This is a genomic window from Chthoniobacterales bacterium, from assembly GCA_035274845.1.
Classification (GTDB): Bacteria; Verrucomicrobiota; Verrucomicrobiia; order Chthoniobacterales; family UBA10450; genus AV80.
Genome location: DATENU010000009.1, coordinates 158,052 through 180,584, shown reverse-complemented (window position 1 = coordinate 180,584; position 22,533 = coordinate 158,052). Strand labels below are relative to the sequence as shown.

Below are 22,533 nucleotides of genomic sequence, written 5' to 3'. Positions count from 1 at the left end.
CAAGCTTAAGAAAGCGAACCGGAGTCACTTCCACCAGCGGGCCCGCCGGGCCAGGCCGGGATCCCTCGTTAGCCTGAAGACCGATCAGCCGAGGCTAATAAACGTCGCGGCGATAACGTTTTTGCGACCGGAGATTGGCCACATATTCCGCGGCCGCTTCCCGGCTCATGCCGCCGTGTTCCCGCACGATCTCGTGCAGGGCGGCGTCAACGTCGGGCGCCATGCGCTCGGCATCGCCACAAACATAAAGATAGGCGCCCTCCTCGAGCCATGACCAGATCTCGCGGCCGGCTTCGAGCATCCGGTGCTGGACATAAATTTTGTGGGCTTGATCGCGCGAAAAAGCGGTGTCCAGTCGCGTCAGGAACCCGGAAGAGGCGCCGACCGCCCATTCCAGTTCGTGATAGAAATTGGCGGCGCGCCGCTGTTCGCCGAAGAAAAGCCAGTTGCGCCCGCTGGCCCCGACGGCCTGGCGTTCCTGGAGAAAGGCGCGATACGGCGCGAGGCCGGTGCCGACGCCAATCATGATGATCGGCGCGCCATGATCGTCGGGCAGGCGGAAATGCCTGGCGGTGTGAATGAAGACCGGGACGCGCGTCCCTTCATCGATCCGGTCGGAGAGGAAGCTGGTGCAAACGCCTTTCCGCGTCCGGCCGTGGCTCAGGAACTCGACGTTCGTGACCAGCAAATGGGCGGCTTCCGGGTAACGCTTGAGACTGGAGGCGATGGAATAGAGGCGCGGCTGGAGTTTTGAGAGAAGGCCGGCGAATTCCGTGGGCGAAAATTTGTTTCGCAGCTCCGGGTATTCGATCAAGAAATCGACGACGTGGCGTCCCCAGAGATACGAATCGAGCTTCGCCCGCTGGTTCGGGTCGCAATACTCGAGAAGGAACCGGGCCGCCGGGATCCGTTCGGCGACGCTTTGGACAAATTGGCGCGATGGCGTGGTGATGGTGCGATCGCGCAGCAAGACCGCGCGCAACGAGCTGGCTTCGCCGGTCGCGCCGGTGACCTCCTCGGCGCCGTTGAATCCGATCAGGGAGAGGATTTCGTCAACCAGCTCCGGCGCGTTGGCTGGGAAAATCCCGAGCGAATCGCCAACCTCAAAGACCAGACCCGAGTCCTCGAGGGAAAACTCGTAATGGAAGGTGGCCTTTTCCGAGCCGGGCCCGGAGAGCGCGCGCCGGGCCTGGAGCGGCGCAGGGAACGGTTTCTTTCGCGAGAAGACGGGGACAGGTCGGGCGGGCGGTGCCGTTTCGGTAAACATGATCCAGAGAATCCTAACTCAACGGCTACCCATTTTCTTTCCCACAACGAGGAGAAGCCTAGCAAAGTCTGGGGTAAACCTCCAGCTTTTCCATTGTTCGCCGGGGAATCTACGGAAGCGAGCTGCTGATTTTCCAGACCAGGCCGCCCGGGAGGGCGCCCAGCAGGAGAACCAGGCCAGCCAGCAAGGCGATGGAGAGTCTTTGCAGAAAATCCACTTTGAGAACGGGGGTGTCGCCCACGCTCTGGTCGACAAAAATTACCTTCAAAACCAACAGGTAATAATAAAAGGAGATGAGGCTCCCGAAGAGCGCGAGCGCGACGAGCCAGAGCAGCCCATGGTTGCCGCCCGCGCCCAGCGCGACACTAAACAAGTAAAATTTGCCAAAGAATCCCGCGAGCGGGGGCAGCCCGGCAAGGGACAGCATGAAGATCGCCATGCATCCGGCGAGCCAGGGCGAGCGAGACCGGAGCCCGGCGAAATGGGGAAAATCATCGCCGCCCGTTTCGCGGCGGACCAGCCCGACGACGGCGAACGCGCCGACCAACGTAAAGGCATACACCATGGTGTAGAACAAGGTGGCGCTGAATCCCGCGCGCCCGCCCGCCACGAGTCCGAGCAGAGTGTAACCGGCGTGGGCAACGGCCGAGTAGGCCAGCAGGCGGCGCACGTTGGATTGAGCGAGCGCGACGAGGTTTCCGACGAGGATCGACAAAGCCGCCAAGACAGCGAGCAGCGGCGCCCAGCCTGCCACCATCGCATGCCAGCCAGCGTCTCCTCGAAGGGGTCCAAAGCCCACCAGGACGATTTTTCCAAGGACAACGAACGACGCCACTTTGGATCCCGAGGCGATGAATGCGGCGGACGGAACTGGCGCCCCCTGGTAGGTGTCCGGCGCCCAGAGGTGGAAAGGCGCGGCGGCAATCTTGAAGGCGAAGCCGATCAGCGTCATGACAATCCCGGCGGCGAGCAGCGGCGAGACCGCACCGAGTTTCGGCGCGATCGCGGCGAGACTCGTGCTACCCGCCATTCCGTAGACGAGACTAATCCCGAAAAGCGTGAACGCGCTCGCTGTGCTCCCGAATAGAAAATACTTCAGACCCGCTTCGGCGGAACGAACATCGGTCCGGTCGAAACCAGCCAGGACATAGAGCGACAGGCCAGTCAGTTCGAGGCCGATGAAAATGAGGAGCAATTCTTCGCTGCCGACCAGCAGCATCAGTCCGACCGTGGCGAGGAGAAGAAGCGCGAGGTATTCGCCATGATGAGGAAACGACCCGTGGCTGCGGGCGAGGATCACGGTGAAAAAGGCGAGCGCCAGGCAAATGATTTTGAAAAGGGACGTCAGCGGCGTGATCACGAGCATGCCGTTCAACAGCACCGCTTCCCCCGGCAAAAGGAGAACAGCGGCGGTGGCGAAAAGGAGCCCCGCCGCGGCGACTGCTGAACACATTCCAGGCGTCCGGCCCCTGATCAATCCAAGCGCCAGAACGGCAAGCGCCGTACCGACGACGACCGCTTCGGGCGCGGCCAGGCGAAGGATTTCGAAATAGTTCATGGCTTCAACCACCGCATGGCCTCAACCGCGGGCAGAATGCGATCGAGCAGGACTTTCGGATAAAGGCCCACCGCCAAAGTGGCGAACATCAGCAGGCCGGCTCCCCATTTTTCCGCCGCGGTAATAGCGGACTGTTCGTCAAAGTCGGGATCGAGCGGCACCCGGCCTTGCTGGGTATGGACGGACGAATGCGGCTCCGCGAAGAACGCCTTTTTCAAGGCGCGCAAGGTAAACGCGGCCACCAGGACCATGCCGGCGCCGGTGATCAGCACCGCCCATGGAAATGCCTTCCAGGCTCCCAGCAGGATGGTGATCTCCGCGGCGAACCCGCTGAAGCCGGGGATGCCCATGGAAGCGGCGGAAGCGATGACGAAGGAAAACGCGGCAAACGGCAGGGCGTGGCTCAAGTTCATCCCGGAGAGCGTGTCGAGATCGCGCGTATGAGTGCGCCGATAAACCATTCGACCGGCCACGGCGAAGAGAAGGGCTGCGATCACGCCGTGCGAAAACATTTGCAGGACCGCTCCGCCCACGCCGAGCGCGTTTGCCGTCGCCAGGCCCAGCAGGACGAAGCCCATGTGGCTGACGCTCGAATAGCCAATGACGAATTTGAGGTCGCGCTGGCGCAACGCTACTGCCGCGGCATAAACGATTCCGATCACGCCGAGGACCGCGATCCATTTGCTCCATTGGTGGAAACCCTGTGGGAAAAGATTCATCGCCACCCGCAAGGCGCCGTAAGCGCCCAGTTTCATGACGATGCCGGCGAGCAACATCGAACCAGCGGTCGGCGCAGCGACGTGGCCGGTCGGCGCCCAGGTGTGGAACGGCCAGATGCCCGCGAGCACGGCGAACCCGAGAAACAAAACGGGGAAGACCCAGGACTGAAAATGAGGCGTGAACTGAAGCTGGGCGAGCCGATGCAAATCAAGGCCTCCCGCCGTCGTGTAAATGGCAATAATCCCAAGAAGGACGAGAGCACCGCCCAGGAAGGAATAAAGGGACAGCTTCATCGCGCCGTATTCCTTGTTCGTCGAACCCCAGATCGCGATGAGGAAGTATTTCGGAACGATCACCAGCTCGTAAAAGACGAAAAGGAGAAAGAGATCGGCGCTGAGAAAAACGCCGTAGGAGCCGCCCACTACGAGCAGCAACCAGAAGAAGAATTCGTTAGGGCGTTCCTCGACGTCCCAGGAAAACAGGATGGCGCTCACCGCCGTCAGACCAGTGACGAGACACATCGTGAGGCTGATGCCGTCGACAGCGAGATGATAGTCAAACCCAAGCGCCCGGATCCATGGAAGCTGGACGATGGTCTTAAAGGTTGCGTGGTCGGTGGCGGTGAAAAACGCGTCCAGGCTGACCGCGAATCCGGCCACCGCGGTAAGCAGCCCCATCCAACGGGCCAGCATGGGCGGCAGAAAGAGGAGCAGAAGCGCGCCCAGGAAAGTGAGGTAAATGGTCCAGGCGATCATCGATGGTTACGTGCGCGATAGGGGGGCGCTTTCTCGCGCACGTGAAACCCGATTTCTCGGGCTGGTTTCTGCGGCGGCGCCATCAACTGCCGGATGGCTTCGAGGATCGCGCCGATCTTTTCGTCATGCTGGCCGACACGTCTCTCGAGTTCGGCGAATCTCCGAGCTAACTCCCGATTCGTCTCGATCGTTTCGCGCAGCTTCACGAAGGCGCGCATGATCACGATGTTGACCTTCACCGCGCGTTCGCTTTTTAAGACGCTCGACAACATCGCGACGCCTTGTTCGGTAAAAGCATAGGGACGATACGTGAAATGCTTGCCCTGTTTTAAGGTCACAAATTGTGACCTTAGAGACCGCGACTCTTCCGCGGTAAGTTGAAACATGAAGTCCCCGGGGAACCGGGCGGCGTTGCGCTTGACCGCCTGATTAAGCACCTTGGTTGCGACGCCGTACAAGGCCGACAGCTCGGAATCGAGGATGGTTTTCTGGCCTCGCAAATACAGGATGCTCTGCGCAATTCGAGCGACTGGAATGAGTTCTTGGCTCATGACAGTTCAGGCAAACAGCCGCGTCATCTGCATGACGGCGCTGTTGAAGATGTTGAAGACGAATTGCGGGGCGATGCCGACGGCGAACATCAGCAGGCTAATCGGGACGATGACGAGCTTTTCCCGGCCCAAGAGTTCCGGAAAAGCGCTGCAGCTTTCGGCGAGCGGACCGCTGAAGAGCAGTTGGATCGCGCGCAGGAAAGTGATCGCGGTAAAGAGCAAACCCAGGACAGCGACCGCGGTTGGGATCATTGCCAGGCTAAACGCCCCCTTGAAGATGAGGAACTCGCCGATGAAGCCGTTGAGCCCCGGCAAGCCCAGCGAGGAAAACATGGCCACAGCCATCCAGCCGCAGAGCAACGGAGTTCGTTGCATCAATCCGCCAAAATCGTGAAGGCCGCGTGAGCCGCGCCGTTCCTCCAGGAGCCCGACGAAATAAAAGAGCGCCGCCGCGGTGATGCCGTGATTGAAGATTTCCAGGAACACGCCGCTCAAGGCCGCCTGGATTTCAACCACGGGCCGCGCCGTGGCCGAGCTCACGGCGAACAAGGCGAGCAGACAATAACCCAGATGGTTGATCGAAAGATAAGCGACCATTCGTTTCAGATCCGACTGGGCCCACGCGGCCAGCGAAGCGAAGACGATGGAGCAAACCGCAAGTCCGAGCAGCCATGGCCCAAGCGCCTGGATTTCCCGGGGGAAAAGCGGGAGCAAGAGACGGATAAACCCGTAAACGCCCATTTTCGAAAGGACGCCAGTCAGGACCATCGAGACGCTGGTCGGCGCCGCTTCGTAGGCATCGGGCAGCCAGGTGTGAAAGGGAAAGAGCGGGACCTTGACGGCGAGTCCAAGGAAAATTCCGGCGAAAGCGAGCCAGCCGAGCCGCCCGGTCAGCAACGGCGCGCTACGGGCCAGCTCAGTCAGGCGGGCGAAGTCGAAGCTGCCTTTCGCGAAATAAATGCCGAGAAAGGCGAGCAGCATCGCGACGCTGCCGAGGAAGGTGTAGAGGAAGAATTTGGTCGCAGCCCAATCTCGATTCGGCCCGCCCCAGATTTTGATGAGGAGAAAGCCCGGGACCAGGCTCATCTCGTAGAAGAGGAACCAGAGGACGAAATTGTGCGCGGTGAAATTCCCGTAGAGCGCCGCCTGCATGACGAGGAGAAGCGCGCAGGCGCCGCGACTCATTCGTTGGGCGAGAAACGCGAAGGGGAAAATAAGCGAGGCGAGAATAACGAGGAGAAGGCTTAAGCCGTCGATTCCGACGAGATATTCGGCGCCGATCGAGGGAATCCAGGCGTGGCGCTCGACGAACTGGAGCCCGGCATTCCCGGTCTGGAAGTTTCGCCACAAAAGAAACGCGACTCCGGCCGACAACACGTTGAAGCCGAGCGCGACGCCGCGAGCCGCATTCGGCCGGACGACGCTGACCAAAAGCGCGCCGATCAGCGGCAACAGGATGAGAATGGTGATCAGGCCAGCCATGCGTAGAAAAGAAGCAGCGCCACGACGGCGACAGCGACCGCGCCGAGATAAACCTGGACCTGTCCGGAGTGGAATCGTGACATCAGCCGGCCAATCCCGCGAGCTCCAGCGGCGCCACCATCGGCGCCGGCGTTGATCCCGTGCTCATCGAAGCCCGCCGAGAATCCGCCGAACATTCGCCCGATTCCGCCGACGGCCCGGACGAGGCCGTCCCAAAAGAATCGATCCAGCCAACTCGAAACAAGGGCGGCTGTCTTGCTCAGCGCGATGACGGTGTGGGCGTAAAGTTCGTCCAGCCACATCTTGTTTTCGAGAAACCTGAACAGCACGGGCTGCACTTGCTGGAGCGGATCGGTGACACCGGCCCGGCGATACATCAAAACGCCCAGACCAATCCCCGCTGCGACCAGTCCGAGCGAAATGAACAGCATCGGCTGGATCAGCCGTCCGAAATCAACTTCTGCCGGTTCGCCGGACAGATAGCTATGCAACCACGGCCAGGCCGGAGTCAGAATCGCGCTGAGGCCGATCGTGCAAAGAGCGAGCACGATGAGCGGCCGCGTCATGACCGCCGGGCTTTCGTGCGCCGCCTCCGTCGTGCGCCGGTTGCCGAAGAAGACGTAGATCATCTGTCGCGTCATGTAGAGCGCGGTCAGAACGACCCCGGCCATCATGAGGTAATGCGGGACGGATGATTTTGGCCAATGACTGGTGGCGTGCAGAATTTCCTCCTTCGTCCAGGCGCCGGCGAAAAACAGCGGCACACCGCTCAGTGCCATCATGCCAATGGCGTAAGTGACGAAGGTGATCGGCATGATCTTTCGCAGGCCTCCCATTTTCCGGATGTCCTGCTCGTGATGGCAGCCGTAAATGACGGAGCCGGATCCCAGGAACAACAGCGCTTTGAAAAAACCGTGGGCCAGCAAATGCATGATGCCGGCCGCCACCCCGCCGACGCCAAGCGAAACCATCATCAGGCCAAGCTGCGAAACGGTGGAATAAGCCAGGATGCGCTTGATGTCCGCCTGCGCGATGGCGATAAGCGCGGCCATCAGCGCGGTGATGACGCCGATCCAGACCACGACCGTCAGCGACGTGGTTACGCCATCGATTGCCCCTAACAAGAAGATCGGATAAACACGGGCGACGAGGAAAACACCGGCTGCGACCATCGTGGCCGCGTGGATCAACGCGCTCACCGGCGTCGGACCCTCCATCGCGTCCGGCAACCAGACGTGGAGCGGGAACTGGCCCGACTTGCCAACGGCACCGGAGAAGATCAGCAGCGCGATGAAAGTCGCACTCGACCCGATCGCGAGCAGGCCCGCTGCTTCGAGGCAGCCCTTGCCGCCGTCATAAAACAGGAGCGTGCCGGCATCGTGATAGAGCCAGAGCATTCCGAGAAAGAACCCGAGATCGCCAATCCGCGTCGTGATAAAGGCTTTCCTGGCGGCGGCGGCGGCACTCGGTTTGTGAATCCAAAAACCGATAAGCAGGTAGGACGCGAGGCCGACCAGCTCCCACGAAACAAAGAGGAGGAGGAGGCTGTTCGCGATGACGACGCCGAGCATCGCGGCGGAAAAAAACGAGAGGTAGGCAAAGAACCGAGTAAAGGCCTTGTCGTCCGCCATGTAGCCTTTGCTGAAAACGAAAATCCAAAGACCCACGAAGGTGATCATGACGAGCATTCCGGCCGCGAGCGGGTCGATGACCCAGCCGATCCGGACGGACTGTTCGCCAAACGTGAACCAGGTAAAGTTGTTAACCAGGCGGCGGCCCGGCTCTTCGAGCGTCGGAAGAAAGGCAGAGATCGCCAGGACGAGGGCGATCAACTGACCCAGGATGGCGAGAGCCCCTGCCGCGGTACGGCGTGAGTTCGCGATACTCAAAATGAGAAGCGAAGCCGCCAGCGGCACGGCCGGAACCAGCCAGAGATTGAGGACGATCCAGCTCAATTTTCTATTGCTCCGCCCAGGAGTTTCACGTTCAAGCTTCCGCCGCTAAAGAGCATTTCATCTAACGCTGCTTCCATCTGGTCGGAAGAGAGACCGCCGTCGTGTCCGCTTTGCAATAGATACTGCGCGCACCGCCGCATCAGTTCCTTGATAAAAGCCGCGCTCGCTTTTGTTGTCTTTTGCACGATCGCTTCCGCGACGTCATTCGGGACGCTCAAACCATAGGAGTAAAGCTGGATCAGTTTCCGGCGACCGGCTTCATCGGGGAGTGGGAATTCGATTGCCTGGTCGATACGCCCTGGGCGCGAGGCGAGGGCGGCTTCAAGCTGGTCTGGGCGATTTGTGGTTAGGACGAATAGGACGGCAGCATCCTCTCGCAATCCGTCCATCTCATTTAACAATCGATTGAGCAGGCTCTCTTCGCAGGCACTGCGCATCTCTTCGCGTGCGCGCGCAATGAGATCAACATCTTCGATCACGACCATGGCGGGCTGGAGGAAACGCGCGAGCTGAAAGTATTCGTCCAGCAAGCCGACTTGCTCGGCCGTGATTAATAAGGTGGTGTGGTTTGCCAGCTGGCTTGCCAGGTAGTGAATCGTGTGAGTTTTCCCCGTGCCCGGGGGTCCGTAGAAGAGGAGGCCTTTTTTGATCGCCATGCCCAAACTTCGCAACCGTTCGCGTTGGGAAATGAATTCGGTAACATTGCGTTCGAGAAGTTTGAGCGTTTTTTCCGGCAAGATAACTTCATTACGCTTGACGGAACGCAGCCTATGGACCTTGACGCTCCCGGCCTTGCCCGAGTACGAGCCCGTGGCTTCGAGCGAGATGACCTTGCCCCGGTAAGACCCGGCTTCATTGACCAGCTTCTCCACCCGATCAAGGAAGGTACGGGACAGTTGCAGGCCCTCCTCGCCCGGGGGCACGGCGATCTCGACGTGCATTCCTTCACTGCGACCGAAGCGTTCCGCCGGGGTAAGCAATGCGGCGAAACGAGTCTCCTGATTCGACGCCAGCCATAGTCCCTGTTTCAGGCAGCGCGTGGGAAGGACGTCGCCGATATCTATTTCATTGTGCTGGAGCGGCCCTATCAGGACCGGATAGTTTTCATCCTGCAAGAGGTGAGGAACGGTGAGCGTCTCATGGACGTACTGAGAGTGAACCCCGATCAAGTCCGCCTGATAGGATTGGTCAAAAACCCGATTCAACGCTTGTTGTAAATCGACTCGAGCGGTGGCGGGGAAGGTACGAGTGGCGGTAACCAAATTCTCCAAAGCCAGGCTCCCGAAATGTTTCTGGAGAGCTGAACGCGTGGAGATGCCGGTCGTCTTGCGTTTTTTCGTCACGGATTATCCCCTCATCGAATTCAGCTTGTGTACGTTGGTGGTTCGGTAATGCCGGTAAACGGCGATAACCAGCGCGAGGCCGACGGCGGCTTCGGCCGCGGCAATCGCAATCGAAAAGATGGCGACCATCACGCCGGTCGGGTTTTGCGGTTCGGGGCCGAACCGCCAGAAGGCGATGAAATTCAAATTCGCCGCCGCGAGCATGAGCTCGATCCCGATGAGGATGAAAATGGCGTGTTTGCGGCTGAGCGCGGCGAGGAGGCCGATTGAGAACAACGCGGCGGAGATAACAAGACAGAGTTGGAGAGTGGGCGTCATCGCTTTTCCTCCATGACGAGAACGAGCGCTCCGATTAAAGCGGCGGTGAGCAACAGGCCGACGCATTGGAGCGGCCAGACGTAGCTGGTCATGAGCGCTTCACCGATTTGTTTCACGGTGAGCGGTTCGATCGCGGGCGCGGCCACAGAAGTGGCGGGCGTCTTGAAAATCGTCCAGATCAAACCGGCAAACACCGCGAGCGCGACCAGCGCGCCGCCCCAGTTAAAACCGCCGGTGTTCTCTTCTTCGCGCCGGGTGAGCAGGATCGTGAAAACGACCAGGACCGCGACGGCGCCGACATACACGAAGACCTGCACCAGCCCCACGAATTCCGCGCCGAGCAGGAAATAAAAGAGAGCCAGGCCGAGGAACGCCGCGACGAGGCAAAGGGCGGCGTGGATCAGCTTGCGCAAACAGGCCGCGGCCAACGCGCCCGAAAGGGTGAAGATCGCGATGAAAATGAAAGCGGCGGCGCTCATTCGGCGAAACGATAGGTGCGCGTGCTGAGATTCTTCCCGGTCCGGAGAAAACGGGAGAGCGCCAGGTAAACCACCAGCAAAATCCCGAGCGACCAAACCCAGCGCAGGAAGCTTTCCCGCTGATAATGCCAGGCCGCCGCCGCCACGATGCAGGTAAACGCCATCGGCATCATGAATTTCCAGGCGAAATTCATGACGTGATCCACGCGCATGCGGGGCAGGGTTCCGCGGATCCAGACGAAAACGAAGAGCAGCACCGAAAGCTTGGCGAAGAACCAGACGTAGGAAGGGACGAACTCAAGGAACGGCAGCGGCGCATGCCAACCACCGAGAAAGAGCGTCACCGCCAGGCCGCTGACCGCGAACATGCCAAAATATTCCGCGAGGAAAAAGATGGCGTACTTGAAGCCGGAGTATTCGGTCATGTGGCCGGCGACGATTTCCGATTCACCTTCCGGCACGTCGAACGGCGTTCGATTCGATTCCACCAGCCCCGAAACGAAGAAAAGAAGAAAAGCCGCGGCGCCCCACGGCGTGAAGACAAACCAGCGCGGAATGAAGCCGTAGGCATACCCGGCCTGGGCCGCGACGGTCGCGTCGGCGGAAAGCGCGCCGACGATCATCACCACCGGCAGCACGGTAATGATGAGCGGCAATTCGTAGCTGACCATTTGGGCAATCGCCCGCATGGCGCCAAGCATCGAGAACTTGTTGTTGCTCCCCCAGCCCGCCATGAACACCGCCAGCTCCGTGGCAGAGCCGACCGCGAAGAAAAACAGAATCCCGCCGTCGATCGAGAACGCGGTCATGTTCCGGCCATAGGGAATCACGCCGAGCGCGAGAATGGCGGGCGCGGCCATCATAATGGGGGCGAGGAAATGGACGACCTTGTCCGCGCGATCTGGAACGATGTCTTCCTTGATCAGGAGCTTGATGCCGTCAGCCACGGGCTGGAAGAGTCCGAATGGCCCGACCCGATTGGGCCCGTACCGGTTCTGGATTCGCCCCAAAATTTTTCGCTCCAACACCGAGATCAACGCGAAGAGCGTCATGAACACGCCAAGCACGGCGGAGATGTTGATCAGGCTCGACGCAATCGCCTGGACCCATTCCGGCGCCGAAGAAATGAACCCGAACGAGAGCAGCCAGCTCTTTAGCGAAACAAAAGCCTGATCGACGGAACTGGCGCTCATCGCTGTGAAGGAAAGCGGTGAGCGATTACTTAGGCAAGACCGAATGCGCTGCCGAAGCGGCTACTCCAAATCGGCCAGGTCGGCAAGATCCTGCGGGCGGCCAACCGCGCGCTGGTTCTGAATGAGATGCTGCTTGCTCAGGAGGAAAACCGGAATTCCATCAATCTCGGCCGCAATCTTATCTCCAAAGGCGTCGTCACTGCTAACGCCGCTCAAACTGGTCAATACGTCGATGCGACTCGGAGGCTGGCCAAGTTGAATCACCTGGTCACCTTCGGCAAAATCAACCGGGGTGAATTTTGACCCGGCGAAACCGAATTCACGGAACAATTCGACCAAGGCCGCGGCGTTGCTTTTTGAGGGACGAACCAAGACATCCAGATCTCCGGTGTTGCGAGGGCGACTGTGGAACGCCAGGCAATGCGCCCCGACCACGAGATACTCAACGCCTCGGGCGTTTAACAATTCGAGAAACTCTCTCAAGTCGCTGCTCAGGATCATGGCTCGAAAGCTCGACGCAGATTTTCAGGCGTTCGTTGCCCGTCAGTTTCTTGTAATAATCGCGGTCCGCCTTCTCGGCTTCCGCGAAGGTGGCAAACTTTCGGACTTTTTTCTCCACCCTCAAAGCATAGGCGAAGCGAGGCTTTTTCCGAAGACAAATCACGCAGCTGGGGACGGAGTGGATTGACGAGTGGTGCAGTCTTCGTTTTGATCCACAAAGAATGACTGACAGAATGGGTCTGACGCGGCAAGGTACGTGTAATAGTTAGCCGAGCATGAAGACCGATCCCTATCTGTTTCTCGCCATCTTCGCCGGGGTCGCGCTCGTTTTTCCGTTGATGCCGCTGGCGCTGGCGTGGGTTTGGAGGCGGTTTCTCCAGCCGCCGAAACCGGGGCCGCAAAAGAACGCGACTTATGAATGCGGGATGGAATCGATCGGCGAATCGCAGATCCAGTTTCAATCGCAGTATTATCTCTACTGCATCATCTTCCTGATCTTCGACGTGGAAGCGGTGTTCCTCGTTCCTTTCGCGGTGGCGTTCACGGGATTGCCGTTCGGAGCGTTCGTCGCGATCCTGGTTTTCCTGCTCCTCCTTTTGGAAGGACTCGTTTGGGCGTGGAGCAAAGGCTGCCTGGATTGGGCGCGGATTAGAAAGGCAGCATGAGCGAAGGGATCGACGAGGGACTTCGGAGCGAGCTGCAGAAACGCGGCGTCTGGGTGACTTCGACCCAGGAACTTTACAATTGGGGCCGGCGCAATTCGATCTGGCCGCTCCAGTTCGGCCTGGCCTGTTGCGCGATTGAGATGATTGCGACGGCGGCGTCCCGGTACGACCTGGCGCGCTTTGGCGGAGAAGTTTTTCGGCCTTCGCCGCGCCAGGCCGATCTCATGATCGTGGCCGGCACCGTGACCAAGAAAATGGCGCCTCAGATCGTGCGGCTCTACAACCAGATGCCGGACCCGAAATACGTCATCTCGATGGGCGCGTGCGCGATTTCGGGCGGGCCGTTCAAGCAGGGTTATAACGTTCTGAAAGGAATCGACCGCTACATTCCAGTCGACGTTTACATTCCGGGTTGCCCGCCGCGGCCAGAAGCATTGCTGCACGCCTTCATGGAACTGCAGCGCAAGATCAAGGAGCAGGAGCTGACCGGAAAGAACAAGGCTCCGCATCTCAATCGCGCGCAGCCGAGCGAATTCCCAGTCCCTGATTTCGGCGCGCACGATCTCGAACCGCCGAATAATCCGGATATTTTTCGTCCGCCGAAATTGGAACGTGCCTAGGTGGATCGAGCGCTCCGCGCTCGATGACGCAATGAAAGCAATGCAACCCACTCACACAGATCGCGCGGCGTAGCGCGCGATCCACCTATGGAAACGCTGGAGGAGATCAAGGCGCGCGCGGAAGCGGCGGTGCCGGGGGCGAAAATCGAGATCGTTCCTAACGCGGCCGTTGCGATCCAGTCATCGCTGCTTCTCGATCGCGAACATGCCCTGGCCGTGGCCGAATTCCTTCGGGACGATCCGGCGCTGAAGCTGGATCACTGCTCAAACGTAACCGGCGTCGACTGGCTGGATCGCAAGGTGACGAAGAAGGTGAAGGTCAAAAAAATCGTCGAGGGCGCGGAAAAGGAAGTCGAGGAGACGCAGAAAGAATTCTTTCCCGGTTATCTCGAGGCGGTTTATCACCTTTTCTCGGTTACGCTGAAACACGGACCGTTGATTATCCGCCTGCGGACTCCCGATCGAGACGCCGGCGCGCAGTTGCCGTCGCTGACCTCAGTCTGGCGAAGCGCAGAATTCCAGGAGCGGGAGATCTTCGATCTCTACGGGATCAGGTTCGACGGCCATCCCGATCTCCGGCGCATTTTGATGTGGGACGAGTTCGAAGACTTCCCGATGCGGAAAGATTTCCGGGAGCCGGACGACTACGAGTACGAGCCGACGCCGCACGACGAAGTGCTGGAGAAAGCGAAGGAGCATTATTCGCCGCGGCCGCAATTGGATGGGGCGGAGGCGCTCCGCGCCGGCGTGAGTGGTGATCAGTGAATGGGGAATCAAGGATGAGCTCGACGGGATATCACGAACTGGAAGAAGCGCCGCCGCCGATGACGAGCCGCATCGAGGGCGACCTGATGGAGATCTCGATGGGGCCGCAACATCCCTCCACCCACGGCGTTTTCCGGATGAACGTCGCGCTTGATGGTGAGGTCGTTCGCAAACTGAAACCGGTCTTTGGTTATTTGCATCGAAACCATGAAAAGATCGGCGAAAACACGAGCTATCTCGGCTCGATGCCATACACGGACCGGCTCGATTATTTTTGCTCGATGACCAACAACTGGGCCTACGCGCTCAGCGTCGAGAAACTCGCCGGAATCGAAGTGCCCGAACGCGCCGAATACCTGCGGATCATCCTGGCGGAACTGACCCGGCTGCAAAACCACGCCTCTCTGCTCGGCTTTCTTCTCAGCGACATGGGCGCCTGGGGCACGCCGCTCATGTACGCGTTCCGCGAGCGGGAGAAAATTCTCGACCTGTTCGAATCGCTCTCCGGCTCGCGGATGATGTGCGACTACATGCGCTTCGGCGGGTGCCGGGTTGACGCCGGAGCTGATTGGCTGGCCCGGGCGAAGAAGATCGTCGACGCCTTTCCGCGGTTTCTCGATGAGTTCGAAGAATTGATTGTCTCGAACGAGATCGTGGTCGCGCGCACCCAGGAGATTGGCAAACTTTCGGCCGACCTGGCGATCAGCGCCGGGATCACCGGACCGATGCTGCGGGCGAGCGGGGTTAATTACGACCTGCGCAAAGTGGACGGCTACGGGCTCTATCCGCGCTTCAAATTCCGGGTGCCGCTGGGCGACCATGGGGATTGCTACGATCGCCTGATGATGCGCGCGCTCGAAATGCGCGAAAGCATCGGCATTCTCAACCAGGCGTTTGCGCAGATCCCGGAAGGTCCAATCATGAATCCGAAGGTAAAAGTGCGCGCTTTCCGTCCGCCGGTCGGCGAGGCCTATGGGCGGATCGAGGGGCCCAAAGGCGAGCTCGGCTTTTATTTAATTAGCGACGGAACCCCAAATCCCTACCGCTACCGCGTCCGCCCACCGAGCTTCATCAACCTGACCGTGCTCGAGGACATGTGTCTCGGCCACACCGTCGCGGACGTGATGGTTATTCTTGGCAGCGTCGATATCGTCATGGGAGAAGTAGATCGCTAATCATGATCGGCACCGGCGTTCTCAAAGGCATGGCGGTCACGGCGAAGAATTTCGTCGGGAGTTACTTCGACAAGGAGCGGCTCATCACGGTGCAATATCCGGAGGAGCGCAGCCCGTTGCCGGAAAACTACCGGAACTTCCCGTTCCTGGTTTACGACAAGGAGCCGGAAGCGGGGCTGCGCTGCGTGGCCTGCAAGATTTGCGAAAAGGAATGTCCGCCGCAGTGCATTTACATCGTCAAGAGCGACGACAAGAAGCCCGATTACATGGGCAAACCGCAGTTTTATCCGGCGACGTTCGACATCGACATCTCAGTCTGCATGAGTTGCCAGATCTGCGTGGAGGTTTGTCCGTTCGAGGCGATCAAGATGGACAAGGTTTATGAATTGAGCCGCCGGGAGCGGTTCGACGCGCTGTTGATGCGCAAAAGCGAGCTGGCAAAATCGAACGAGTATTATCACAACATCCATCCGATAGAAGCGTCCGAGGTGGATGCGGCCCTGGCCAAAGCGGCGGCCGAAGCGGAAGCAAAAAAGAAAGCCGCAGCCGCGGCGGCCGCAGCCAAAGCGGCAGCCGCGAAGACGGCAGAACCGACTGCTCCATCACCCGCACCAGCGACAGCTGCGCCTCCGGCAACGCCAACCACTCCCGGGCCGGCAACAGAACCAAAGACCTAGACGCCGTTGCGAACGGCGAAAATCAAACTCAACGGAGAACACCAAAAATGCTCACTACAAAAGCCATTCGAACCATTGTGATCGCGGGGATTTCAGCTACCGCGCTCTTTTCCACCTCGTCCTTTGCCGCTGATGAAAAAGTGGAATTCCCTCAGGCCAGCCAGCATGCCGTCATCAAGCAACGCGTCGGGCTGACCGACATCGAAGTGGACTACTCGCGACCCAACAAGAACGATCGGGTCATCTTTGGCGGATTGGTGCCGTTCGGGAAAGTCTGGCGCACGGGCGCCAACTTGCCGACTCGGATCAAATTCAGTGGGAATGTTAAGTTTGGAGACAAGGAGGTTCCGGCCGGCGAGTACGCTCTTCTCAGCATTCCCGGTCAGAGCGAGTGGACGGTCGTTCTGTCGAAGGATCTCAAATCCGCCGCGACCGAATACAAGCAGGAGAACGACGTCGCGCGCGCGACCGCCAAGCCGGCGATGATTGCGATGCCGGCCGAGACCTTCACCATCGGCTTCGAAGATTTGCGGGCTAATTCCGCGACTTTCTATCTCGAATGGGACAAGACGCGCGTGCCAGTAAAGATAACGACGAACGATGTCGAAAAGGTGATGCAAGGAATCGATGCCGCGGCGAAGAGCGGCAAGGACCAGGAGGCCGGCTTCTATTACAGCGCCGCCAGTTTTTACCTCGACCAAAACAAGGACCTGCCGCAAGCGCTGAAATGGGTCGACCAGGCGATCGAAAAGAATCCGAAGGCGTATTTCATGCAGTTCAAAAAAGCGCAGATCCTGGCCAAGATGGGGAACAAGAAAGAAGCGGTCGCCGCGGCGGAAAAATCGATCGAGCTTCTCAAGGCGAGCCCGAATCCCGATGAAACCGCCATCGCGAACAGCAAGGCGCTCATCGACAGTCTTCGCTGATATTCCTTCGTCGCTAAACAACTCCACAGATCGTCTCGCTGAATATCTGCGGGCTTCGCGGAAAGCATTGCTCTTTACGGGCGCCGGAATTTCCACCGGGAGCGGGATTCCCGACTTTCGCGGACCGCAAGGCGTCTGGACGCGGCGGCAGCCGGTTTATTACGACGATTTCATGCGTTCGGAAGCGGCGCGGATCGAGCACTGGGACTTCAAACTCGAAGGATGGGATGGCTATCGGACCGCGGAACCGAATGCCGTGCATCGGGCTATCGTCGCCCTGGAGAGAGCGGGCAAAGTGTTGGCGGTGGTGACGCAGAACATCGACGGTCTGCACGCGCGCGCCGGGACAGGCGCGGATCGATTGGTCGAACTCCACGGCACGAACCTGCTCGTCGAATGCCAAACCTGCCGGCGCCGCAATGATCCCGGGGCGCATTTCGAATTCTTTCGGGCACATCGCCAGCCCCCACTCTGCGAATGCGGCGGGTTTCTAAAACCGGCAACGATAAGTTTCGGACAAAGCCTCGATCCGGAAGTGCTCCGGCGCGCTGAGAAAGCCGCGGTCAACGCAGACCTGGTTGTCGCGCTCGGTTCGACTCTCTCGGTTTATCCGGCGGCTTCATTCCCGCTTTTCGCTGCGCAACGCGGCGCACCTTACGTTGTCATCAATCGCGGGCCGACGGACCACGACGCGGATCCAGCGGTCTCGTTACGGATCGAGGGCGATGTGGCCGAAATATTTCCGGCCGCGGTCGCGGCCGCTCTGGCGTGACGGGGATCGCCGCCTTGCGCTAAACGCCGCCCGGATAGGGGAATTTGATTTCGGTTCTCACGGAGCCGGGGAAATACGTTTCAGTAGCGGCGGCACAGATCGCATAGCCCCAATTGATCAGCCTGTTTTGGTACGCGAGCGAAAGCCCTTTTAGACGGGTCGGGGTTTCGGCCAGTTCTGTCGTTCTTTGTTCGGGGCAGCTCAAAGGAATCGGTGCAGAATAATCCTTAACGTGACTGCGAATCCCCCAATAGGTTCCGTTATGATCTGTTCCGCGTTTAAACGCTTCAATTGTCTGGCGCTTTCTCAAGCTTCTCACCTGGTTGTCGATAATGTCGTTAATACGTAAGCCGTGCCGCGCCCAATCGCTCTTCGGGTCTTGCTGGGGGGGCATCTTGCCGCCACCGTCACTAACCAGGACACTCTTGTAACGCTTCCAAGCCGTCTCTAACCCGAGGTTATCGTAGACACCGCCATCCGACAGGACGACCTCTGTGGTGTAGGGCGGCATCTGAAGAGTTGCTTTTGGATCGGCCTCAAAATCGGCATGGTGAAGCTTGAGAAGCAAGGGCGATAACACCGGTGGAAACGCGGAGGAAGCCGCCACGGCTTGGGCGACAGGGGTCTTCGGCGCGAGCACCCTGCCGGTCTTGTAGTCCCCCATGTAAGGCCGCGAAAAACGCCACAAGGCTCCGGTCTGAACATTGGTCGCATTGATGACGAAACGCGGACCCTCGTTATCCGCGGGGAGTGCTTGCAGGTCCGCGTCGCCGTAGAGGTAACTCCGGTAAGCCTTCGTGACCTTGTCGCTAACCGTTCCCGGCAGAAATATCCCTCCGAGGATCGACTTCGCATCAATCGTGCGCTCCCCAAAAGCCCTGATCGGATCGATCACGAGCTGCGAAATATTTTGAGCAATACCGCCCGTAAACTGCAACTGCCGCCATTTCAAACCGAGCTGGGCAGCGGTAACGGAACCGCCGGAGACGCTGGATACACGGTTAAGCTTGGGCAGTAGTCCGATTTCATTCAGCCGGATCAACGTCCCGAGATGGAAAAGCATGGCGCGATATCCGCCCCCGGAGAGACATAAGGCAATTCCTTCTTGCGGCTGCGTCGTGTCCGTATTGACATCAATGACGCTGACCGGTTCGAGAAGTTCTTCAGGCATGTCGCTCCATTGGGGTGAATGCGGACGCCGACTACTTCAAAATGTAGTCCACGTAGTTTTTGTCAAAAGTGATTCCGGCAGCGAGAGCCTCGGCCGGAACTGCTTCAGCAACATCGGAGATGACCACTCGACCTGCCGCTTTCCTGAGAAGGTTCTGGTAAAGCGGTTTTGCGGGCATGTCCCATCCTTTGGGATTACCCTGGGCGTCTTTTCGTCCCTGCTTTTTAGCGGTCTCTTTGTCGAGGGGAATGAAGGCGACCAATGCCTCGCTTTCCATCAATTCGAGACCACCGCACTTCATCGTGGCGTTATGGCTGCAATGGTGACCGACCTTGTAGAACACAGTGCGCTTTACCAAGTCGTGAGCGGGCAATTCCTTGTCCCGGCCCGGGATTTTGAATGACACGTTCGCCCACGATTGCCAGTTTCCGACTTGAGCATCGCCGACAAAAAGCAGGACCTGACCGCTTTTTACAAATTCAAAGGCAAGCACCAAACTCGTGTTGTTAGTATCGCTATCAAGGTCGAGAGCCAACTGGCCGAACGCGTCCAACCAATCCTCGTCGATCGTTCGCCAGTTTGCGTCTGGTACATCATAAGTCGCCTGAATGTAGGATTTAATGTTTCGAAACGCCTTGTGCTTTCGAGGGATTCGGTGCTCCCCTCCAAAAGGGTCGCAACGGTCCTCGGCACGATTTCGTGCGCCAACATTGGCGGAGAGGAGCGCATTCTCCAAGGCGTCGAATCCTTCCGCTCCACCAACGCCCAGGTGATAAATCACGTCGCCTTTCATGGCCTCAGTAACGCCGCTGGTTTTCAACAGTGTCGGATCGCGAGGCGGGCCCAATACATATACGCGAACGTCATCCACTCCTGCGAGATCAAGCGGTCCGTCCCCCGGTTCGAGGAACTTCATGATTCCCGCTTCTTTCCCTCGCAGTTTCAGGTACTCCAAAGCGTCGGCAATTAGGCCGGTTCCAGTTGTGTCGTCCTCTTCGGAGAACGCCAGCAGGCTGCGCACTCCGTTGAACCCTGCATGATCAGCGAATGAGCTGGTGAGCGCCGCCTGCAATCTCTGAATTGCCGTCTTCTTGGCTTTCTTGAGCGCTTTGGCTTCCTCCTCGGTCAGATTCTCCGTCCAGCCCATCCAGACTCCGCCAATGTCCATCCGGCTAAAAATCTGGCGGGCTTGGTTGAAACCACACAGGTGGTCCCTGTGCTCGTGCGTCGCCACCACGAGATCGAGCCGACTTTTTCCATTTACCGTTACCGCTTTTTCTATGTGCTCGACCACCTGCCTCATGAAGTTCTTGTCGCGGTTCAAGGCACCGCAATCGATGAGAAGGTTGAAAGGCGATCCTTCTTTCCGCGGGAAGGTCAGCAGAAAGCAATCACCCAGGCCCTGCCGATACATCCGCACCCGGACGCGGTAGTCGGTATTCTCGGCCCCGGAGTCGGCAGGAGGTGGCGAAAGGTCCGCTGCGCGCTGTTGCGCAGGATCAGCAGATGGGCGCGGTTTCGCTAGTTGCCTCAACCTGCGCACGGCTATCTCCTTTTGCCGCGCCCTGGGATGGTTGTCTTTTTTTTTGCTTCTCATCGGGCACCGTGAACATGAAGGGCGGCGAATGGTTCGTCCTGCCGACCGAAATACGTTTCGGTGAGAGACGCTGCGTGATCCTTTTCCTGGAAGTCGCGAGTGCGACGCATTCGTTGAGTATCATTGAGCCCCTTGCGAATCACGTACGAAACGCAGGATTCATCCAAATCGAGGACGAGGGTCGAACCGCAGCGGAAAGACATTTTTTCGCCTTCAAATTCGACTTGCTGACTTTGGAGGATCGTGATGAACGCCTGGTTCAGGATGCGTCCATCCTCGCGTTCGCGCCGAGCTTCGCGAAAGGCGTGCACCTCGAATCTCGGCGCTCCTTCGCGGTTCAGCTTTACGCCGCGCGTCGGGGCGTATCCGTGGAGCGCCAGGCCCGTCAGTTTCTGCATGGCCCGGGCCTTCTCCACATATCTGTTAATCGTAGAATGCACATCAGTGCGAATCGTCTGCAGCTCTTGCCAGATTTCTTGTCGCTCCTTCTTGTGTCGGAGCCGATCAACGAAACCGCGTAAATCCTCAAGCAATGGCCGAAGCTGGGCTGTGATGTGATCGGTCGGGATATCTGGATCTTCTTCGGGGCGGGACCATCGCAGGCTGCTCTCCGATAAAACGCGGATGTTTTCGGGATAAATCCCGCGGCGTCGAAAAGCCTCGACAAAGGCGACGCGATAATTGTGTCGATCCTCCGGCATGAGATCCATGTCGGCTGTAATCAGGGCTCGCAGGTATTCGCCAAACGTGAGGTCGACTGGCGGACAATAATCGAGGGCTCGGATGCAAATGTTGAGGACATGGGCGGCAGATTTGGCTGCGTCCTGGGCGAGTCGATTGACTAAGTCCGGGTGCAGTTCTCCGCCTTCGAGCTCACCGGTGCCGCCGCTCGCCAAGCGGACTAAATCGCGGGTGCGAAATCTGTAAATAGACAGGAATGCATCGAAGACCGCCGCCACCAGAATGGCGCCACGTTCATGCACCTCCCAGGTGCGATCCAGTTCGGTGGGGTCGGCCTTATGCTCGACCCATTTTTGGAGCTTGGGATCGTATTTCCCGATAGCGTCGCGCAACGCACCTCGAATACCTCGCGCATGTCCAAATTGAGTAGCCATCTGCCCGAGAAGATTCTCGCTTCCAAGATTCCCGCGCGTTTTCGCAATCTGATGGCGAAGCACTTCGGGAAACGTGAAATGTTGAAACAGCGCCACGATATCGGCGAAGGCCTCGTGGAAAGCCAGCACGTCGGCGTTGGTCGCATCCATAAAGTGTTCGTGGAAGCCATCCAAAAGAGCGTGAGTGGTCTCGTGAGCGATGACGTCGTGGGAGAGGCAGGTAAAAACAATGCCGCCTGGGAACTGGCCTGAGGTGCGATCAGAAGTGGCTGGAAAGTAGCCGAAGAGGAGAGCTCTTTTCTTGCGGCTATAATATGCGTTGGCCTGTCGCAGGGCGTGCGGATAAATGCGAAGTTGTTTTACGAACGCTTTTCCGCGCGTTCCAGCAATATCTTCCCAACGGCCAGCCCAAAACGCCTTGCGACCCAAAGCCCGTTCAAAGCGATCGATCGTTGTCATGGCTACCGCGTACACCATTTGTTGATGGAACTGGGGATCGCTTTCAGATGGAGGCAAACCGTTTTGGGCGAGAATCTCGGGGCGATCGAGATTTACTGGCGCATAAAAGCAACCGCTGGCGGGATCGTAATCGACCACCTCGATATACTCGCCACGCGGTCCTGGGCCAGGTAATGTCGCTCTCGTCCTTGATTTTTTTCCCCCACGCCTTTTCCCCGTCTCCCGTTCGATTTCCGCGGCGTCTCGCCTCGGGGTCAGATTCTCCCACGGGACCTTGTAAGTGATTTCACTCACCAGGGCCGTTTCCAATTGCGTCGCGAGACTTGGATCAAAGGCGTAGCCACGCAAAAGACGATGGGTGGGCTGGGGCGGTTCTGAAGGAAGATGCTTTAAGGGGGGCATATGCAGGGTTGCTGCCAGCGAACTGATCAGCTTTATCGAAGAAGAGCAGGCGCCGTCAAGCCCATCG

21 protein-coding genes are annotated in these 22,533 nt (G+C 58.8%); 7 read left to right on the top strand and 14 right to left on the bottom strand.

All coding sequences use genetic code 11. The features are described from left to right. Nucleotides 1-94 precede the first annotated feature (94 nt). The 11 genes from VJU77_04405 to VJU77_04355 all read right to left on the bottom strand — a co-directional run bounded on the left by VJU77_04405 (nucleotide 95) and on the right by VJU77_04355 (nucleotide 12,122). Nucleotides 95-1,267 carry a hypothetical protein gene (locus VJU77_04405; GenBank protein ID HKP02586.1) on the bottom strand — a complete coding sequence of 391 codons (1,173 nt, stop codon included), beginning with the start codon at nucleotides 1,265-1,267 and terminating at the stop codon, nucleotides 95-97. 109 nt (nucleotides 1,268-1,376) lie between these two features. Then, entirely contained in the window at nucleotides 1,377-2,825 is a 1,449-nt protein-coding gene (locus tag VJU77_04400; protein ID HKP02585.1) for an NADH-quinone oxidoreductase subunit N, read from the bottom strand. Continuing rightward, nucleotides 2,822-4,300, bottom strand: coding sequence for an NADH-quinone oxidoreductase subunit M (locus tag VJU77_04395; GenBank protein ID HKP02584.1), 1,479 nt, complete (start codon nucleotides 4,298-4,300; stop codon nucleotides 2,822-2,824). The genes VJU77_04400 and VJU77_04395 overlap by 4 nt, the downstream gene beginning before the upstream one ends. Then, a complete protein-coding gene (locus VJU77_04390; protein HKP02583.1) occupies nucleotides 4,297-4,851 on the bottom strand; it encodes an ORF6N domain-containing protein in 555 nt (184 codons plus the stop codon). The genes VJU77_04395 and VJU77_04390 overlap by 4 nt, the downstream gene beginning before the upstream one ends. Before the next feature lie 6 nt (nucleotides 4,852-4,857). Then, on the bottom strand, nucleotides 4,858-6,333 hold the full coding sequence (locus tag VJU77_04385; GenBank protein ID HKP02582.1) for an NADH-quinone oxidoreductase subunit M: 1,476 nt from the start codon (nucleotides 6,331-6,333) through the stop codon (nucleotides 4,858-4,860). Next, nucleotides 6,321-8,288, bottom strand: coding sequence for an NADH-quinone oxidoreductase subunit L (gene nuoL / locus VJU77_04380; GenBank protein HKP02581.1), 1,968 nt, complete (start codon nucleotides 8,286-8,288; stop codon nucleotides 6,321-6,323). The genes VJU77_04385 and nuoL overlap by 13 nt, the downstream gene beginning before the upstream one ends. Continuing rightward, entirely contained in the window at nucleotides 8,285-9,631 is a 1,347-nt protein-coding gene (locus VJU77_04375) for an ATP-binding protein (GenBank protein ID HKP02580.1), read from the bottom strand. The genes nuoL and VJU77_04375 overlap by 4 nt, the downstream gene beginning before the upstream one ends. Nucleotides 9,632-9,634: 3 nt before the next feature. Then, entirely contained in the window at nucleotides 9,635-9,949 is a 315-nt protein-coding gene (gene nuoK / locus VJU77_04370; GenBank protein ID HKP02579.1) for an NADH-quinone oxidoreductase subunit NuoK, read from the bottom strand. Beyond that, entirely contained in the window at nucleotides 9,946-10,428 is a 483-nt protein-coding gene (locus VJU77_04365; GenBank protein ID HKP02578.1) for an NADH-quinone oxidoreductase subunit J, read from the bottom strand. Before VJU77_04365 ends, nuoK begins: the two co-directional genes overlap by 4 nt. Beyond that, nucleotides 10,425-11,621: an NADH-quinone oxidoreductase subunit NuoH gene (nuoH, locus tag VJU77_04360; GenBank protein HKP02577.1), complete on the bottom strand. Its 1,197-nt coding sequence runs from the start codon at nucleotides 11,619-11,621 to the stop codon at nucleotides 10,425-10,427. Before nuoH ends, VJU77_04365 begins: the two co-directional genes overlap by 4 nt. Nucleotides 11,622-11,681: 60 nt before the next feature. Beyond that, nucleotides 11,682-12,122: a hypothetical protein gene (locus tag VJU77_04355; GenBank protein HKP02576.1), complete on the bottom strand. Its 441-nt coding sequence runs from the start codon at nucleotides 12,120-12,122 to the stop codon at nucleotides 11,682-11,684. 275 nt (nucleotides 12,123-12,397) lie between these two features. On the opposite strand from VJU77_04355, the gene ndhC reads away from it, so the two are divergent. From ndhC to VJU77_04320, 7 genes are all read left to right on the top strand, one after another. Continuing rightward, on the top strand, nucleotides 12,398-12,787 hold the full coding sequence (gene ndhC, locus VJU77_04350; GenBank protein ID HKP02575.1) for an NADH-quinone oxidoreductase subunit A: 390 nt from the start codon (nucleotides 12,398-12,400) through the stop codon (nucleotides 12,785-12,787). Further along, nucleotides 12,784-13,407, top strand: a complete 624-nt coding sequence (locus VJU77_04345) for an NADH-quinone oxidoreductase subunit B (GenBank protein HKP02574.1) — start codon at nucleotides 12,784-12,786, stop codon at nucleotides 13,405-13,407. Before ndhC ends, VJU77_04345 begins: the two co-directional genes overlap by 4 nt. A gap of 87 nt (nucleotides 13,408-13,494) precedes the next feature. After that, entirely contained in the window at nucleotides 13,495-14,172 is a 678-nt protein-coding gene (locus VJU77_04340; protein HKP02573.1) for an NADH-quinone oxidoreductase subunit C, read from the top strand. A 14-nt stretch (nucleotides 14,173-14,186) separates the two neighbouring features. Next, nucleotides 14,187-15,347 (top strand): NADH-quinone oxidoreductase subunit D, encoded by a 1,161-nt coding sequence (locus VJU77_04335; GenBank protein ID HKP02572.1) that lies wholly within the window; start codon nucleotides 14,187-14,189, stop codon nucleotides 15,345-15,347. A 2-nt stretch (nucleotides 15,348-15,349) separates the two neighbouring features. Further along, complete coding sequence (locus tag VJU77_04330; GenBank protein ID HKP02571.1) at nucleotides 15,350-16,024, top strand: 4Fe-4S dicluster domain-containing protein; 675 nt, start codon at nucleotides 15,350-15,352, stop codon at nucleotides 16,022-16,024. 47 nt (nucleotides 16,025-16,071) lie between these two features. Continuing rightward, entirely contained in the window at nucleotides 16,072-16,950 is an 879-nt protein-coding gene (locus VJU77_04325) for a DUF2911 domain-containing protein (protein ID HKP02570.1), read from the top strand. Further along, the gene (locus tag VJU77_04320) at nucleotides 16,901-17,722 is read left to right on the top strand and encodes a Sir2 family NAD-dependent protein deacetylase (GenBank protein HKP02569.1); all 822 of its coding nucleotides are present in this window, start codon (nucleotides 16,901-16,903) and stop codon (nucleotides 17,720-17,722) included. The genes VJU77_04325 and VJU77_04320 overlap by 50 nt, the downstream gene beginning before the upstream one ends. Nucleotides 17,723-17,741: 19 nt before the next feature. Here VJU77_04320 and VJU77_04315 read toward each other — a convergent pair whose 3' ends face one another. Genes VJU77_04315 through VJU77_04305 form a run of 3 tightly spaced genes read right to left on the bottom strand, consistent with a single transcriptional unit; the run spans nucleotide 17,742 to nucleotide 22,466 of the window. Further along, nucleotides 17,742-18,893 carry a patatin-like phospholipase family protein gene (locus VJU77_04315; GenBank protein HKP02568.1) on the bottom strand — a complete coding sequence of 384 codons (1,152 nt, stop codon included), beginning with the start codon at nucleotides 18,891-18,893 and terminating at the stop codon, nucleotides 17,742-17,744. Nucleotides 18,894-18,924: 31 nt separating this feature from the next. Next, nucleotides 18,925-20,490, bottom strand: coding sequence for a hypothetical protein (locus VJU77_04310; protein HKP02567.1), 1,566 nt, complete (start codon nucleotides 20,488-20,490; stop codon nucleotides 18,925-18,927). Then, a complete protein-coding gene (locus tag VJU77_04305; GenBank protein ID HKP02566.1) occupies nucleotides 20,487-22,466 on the bottom strand; it encodes a hypothetical protein in 1,980 nt (659 codons plus the stop codon). Before VJU77_04305 ends, VJU77_04310 begins: the two co-directional genes overlap by 4 nt. Nucleotides 22,467-22,533: the final 67 nt, after the last annotated feature.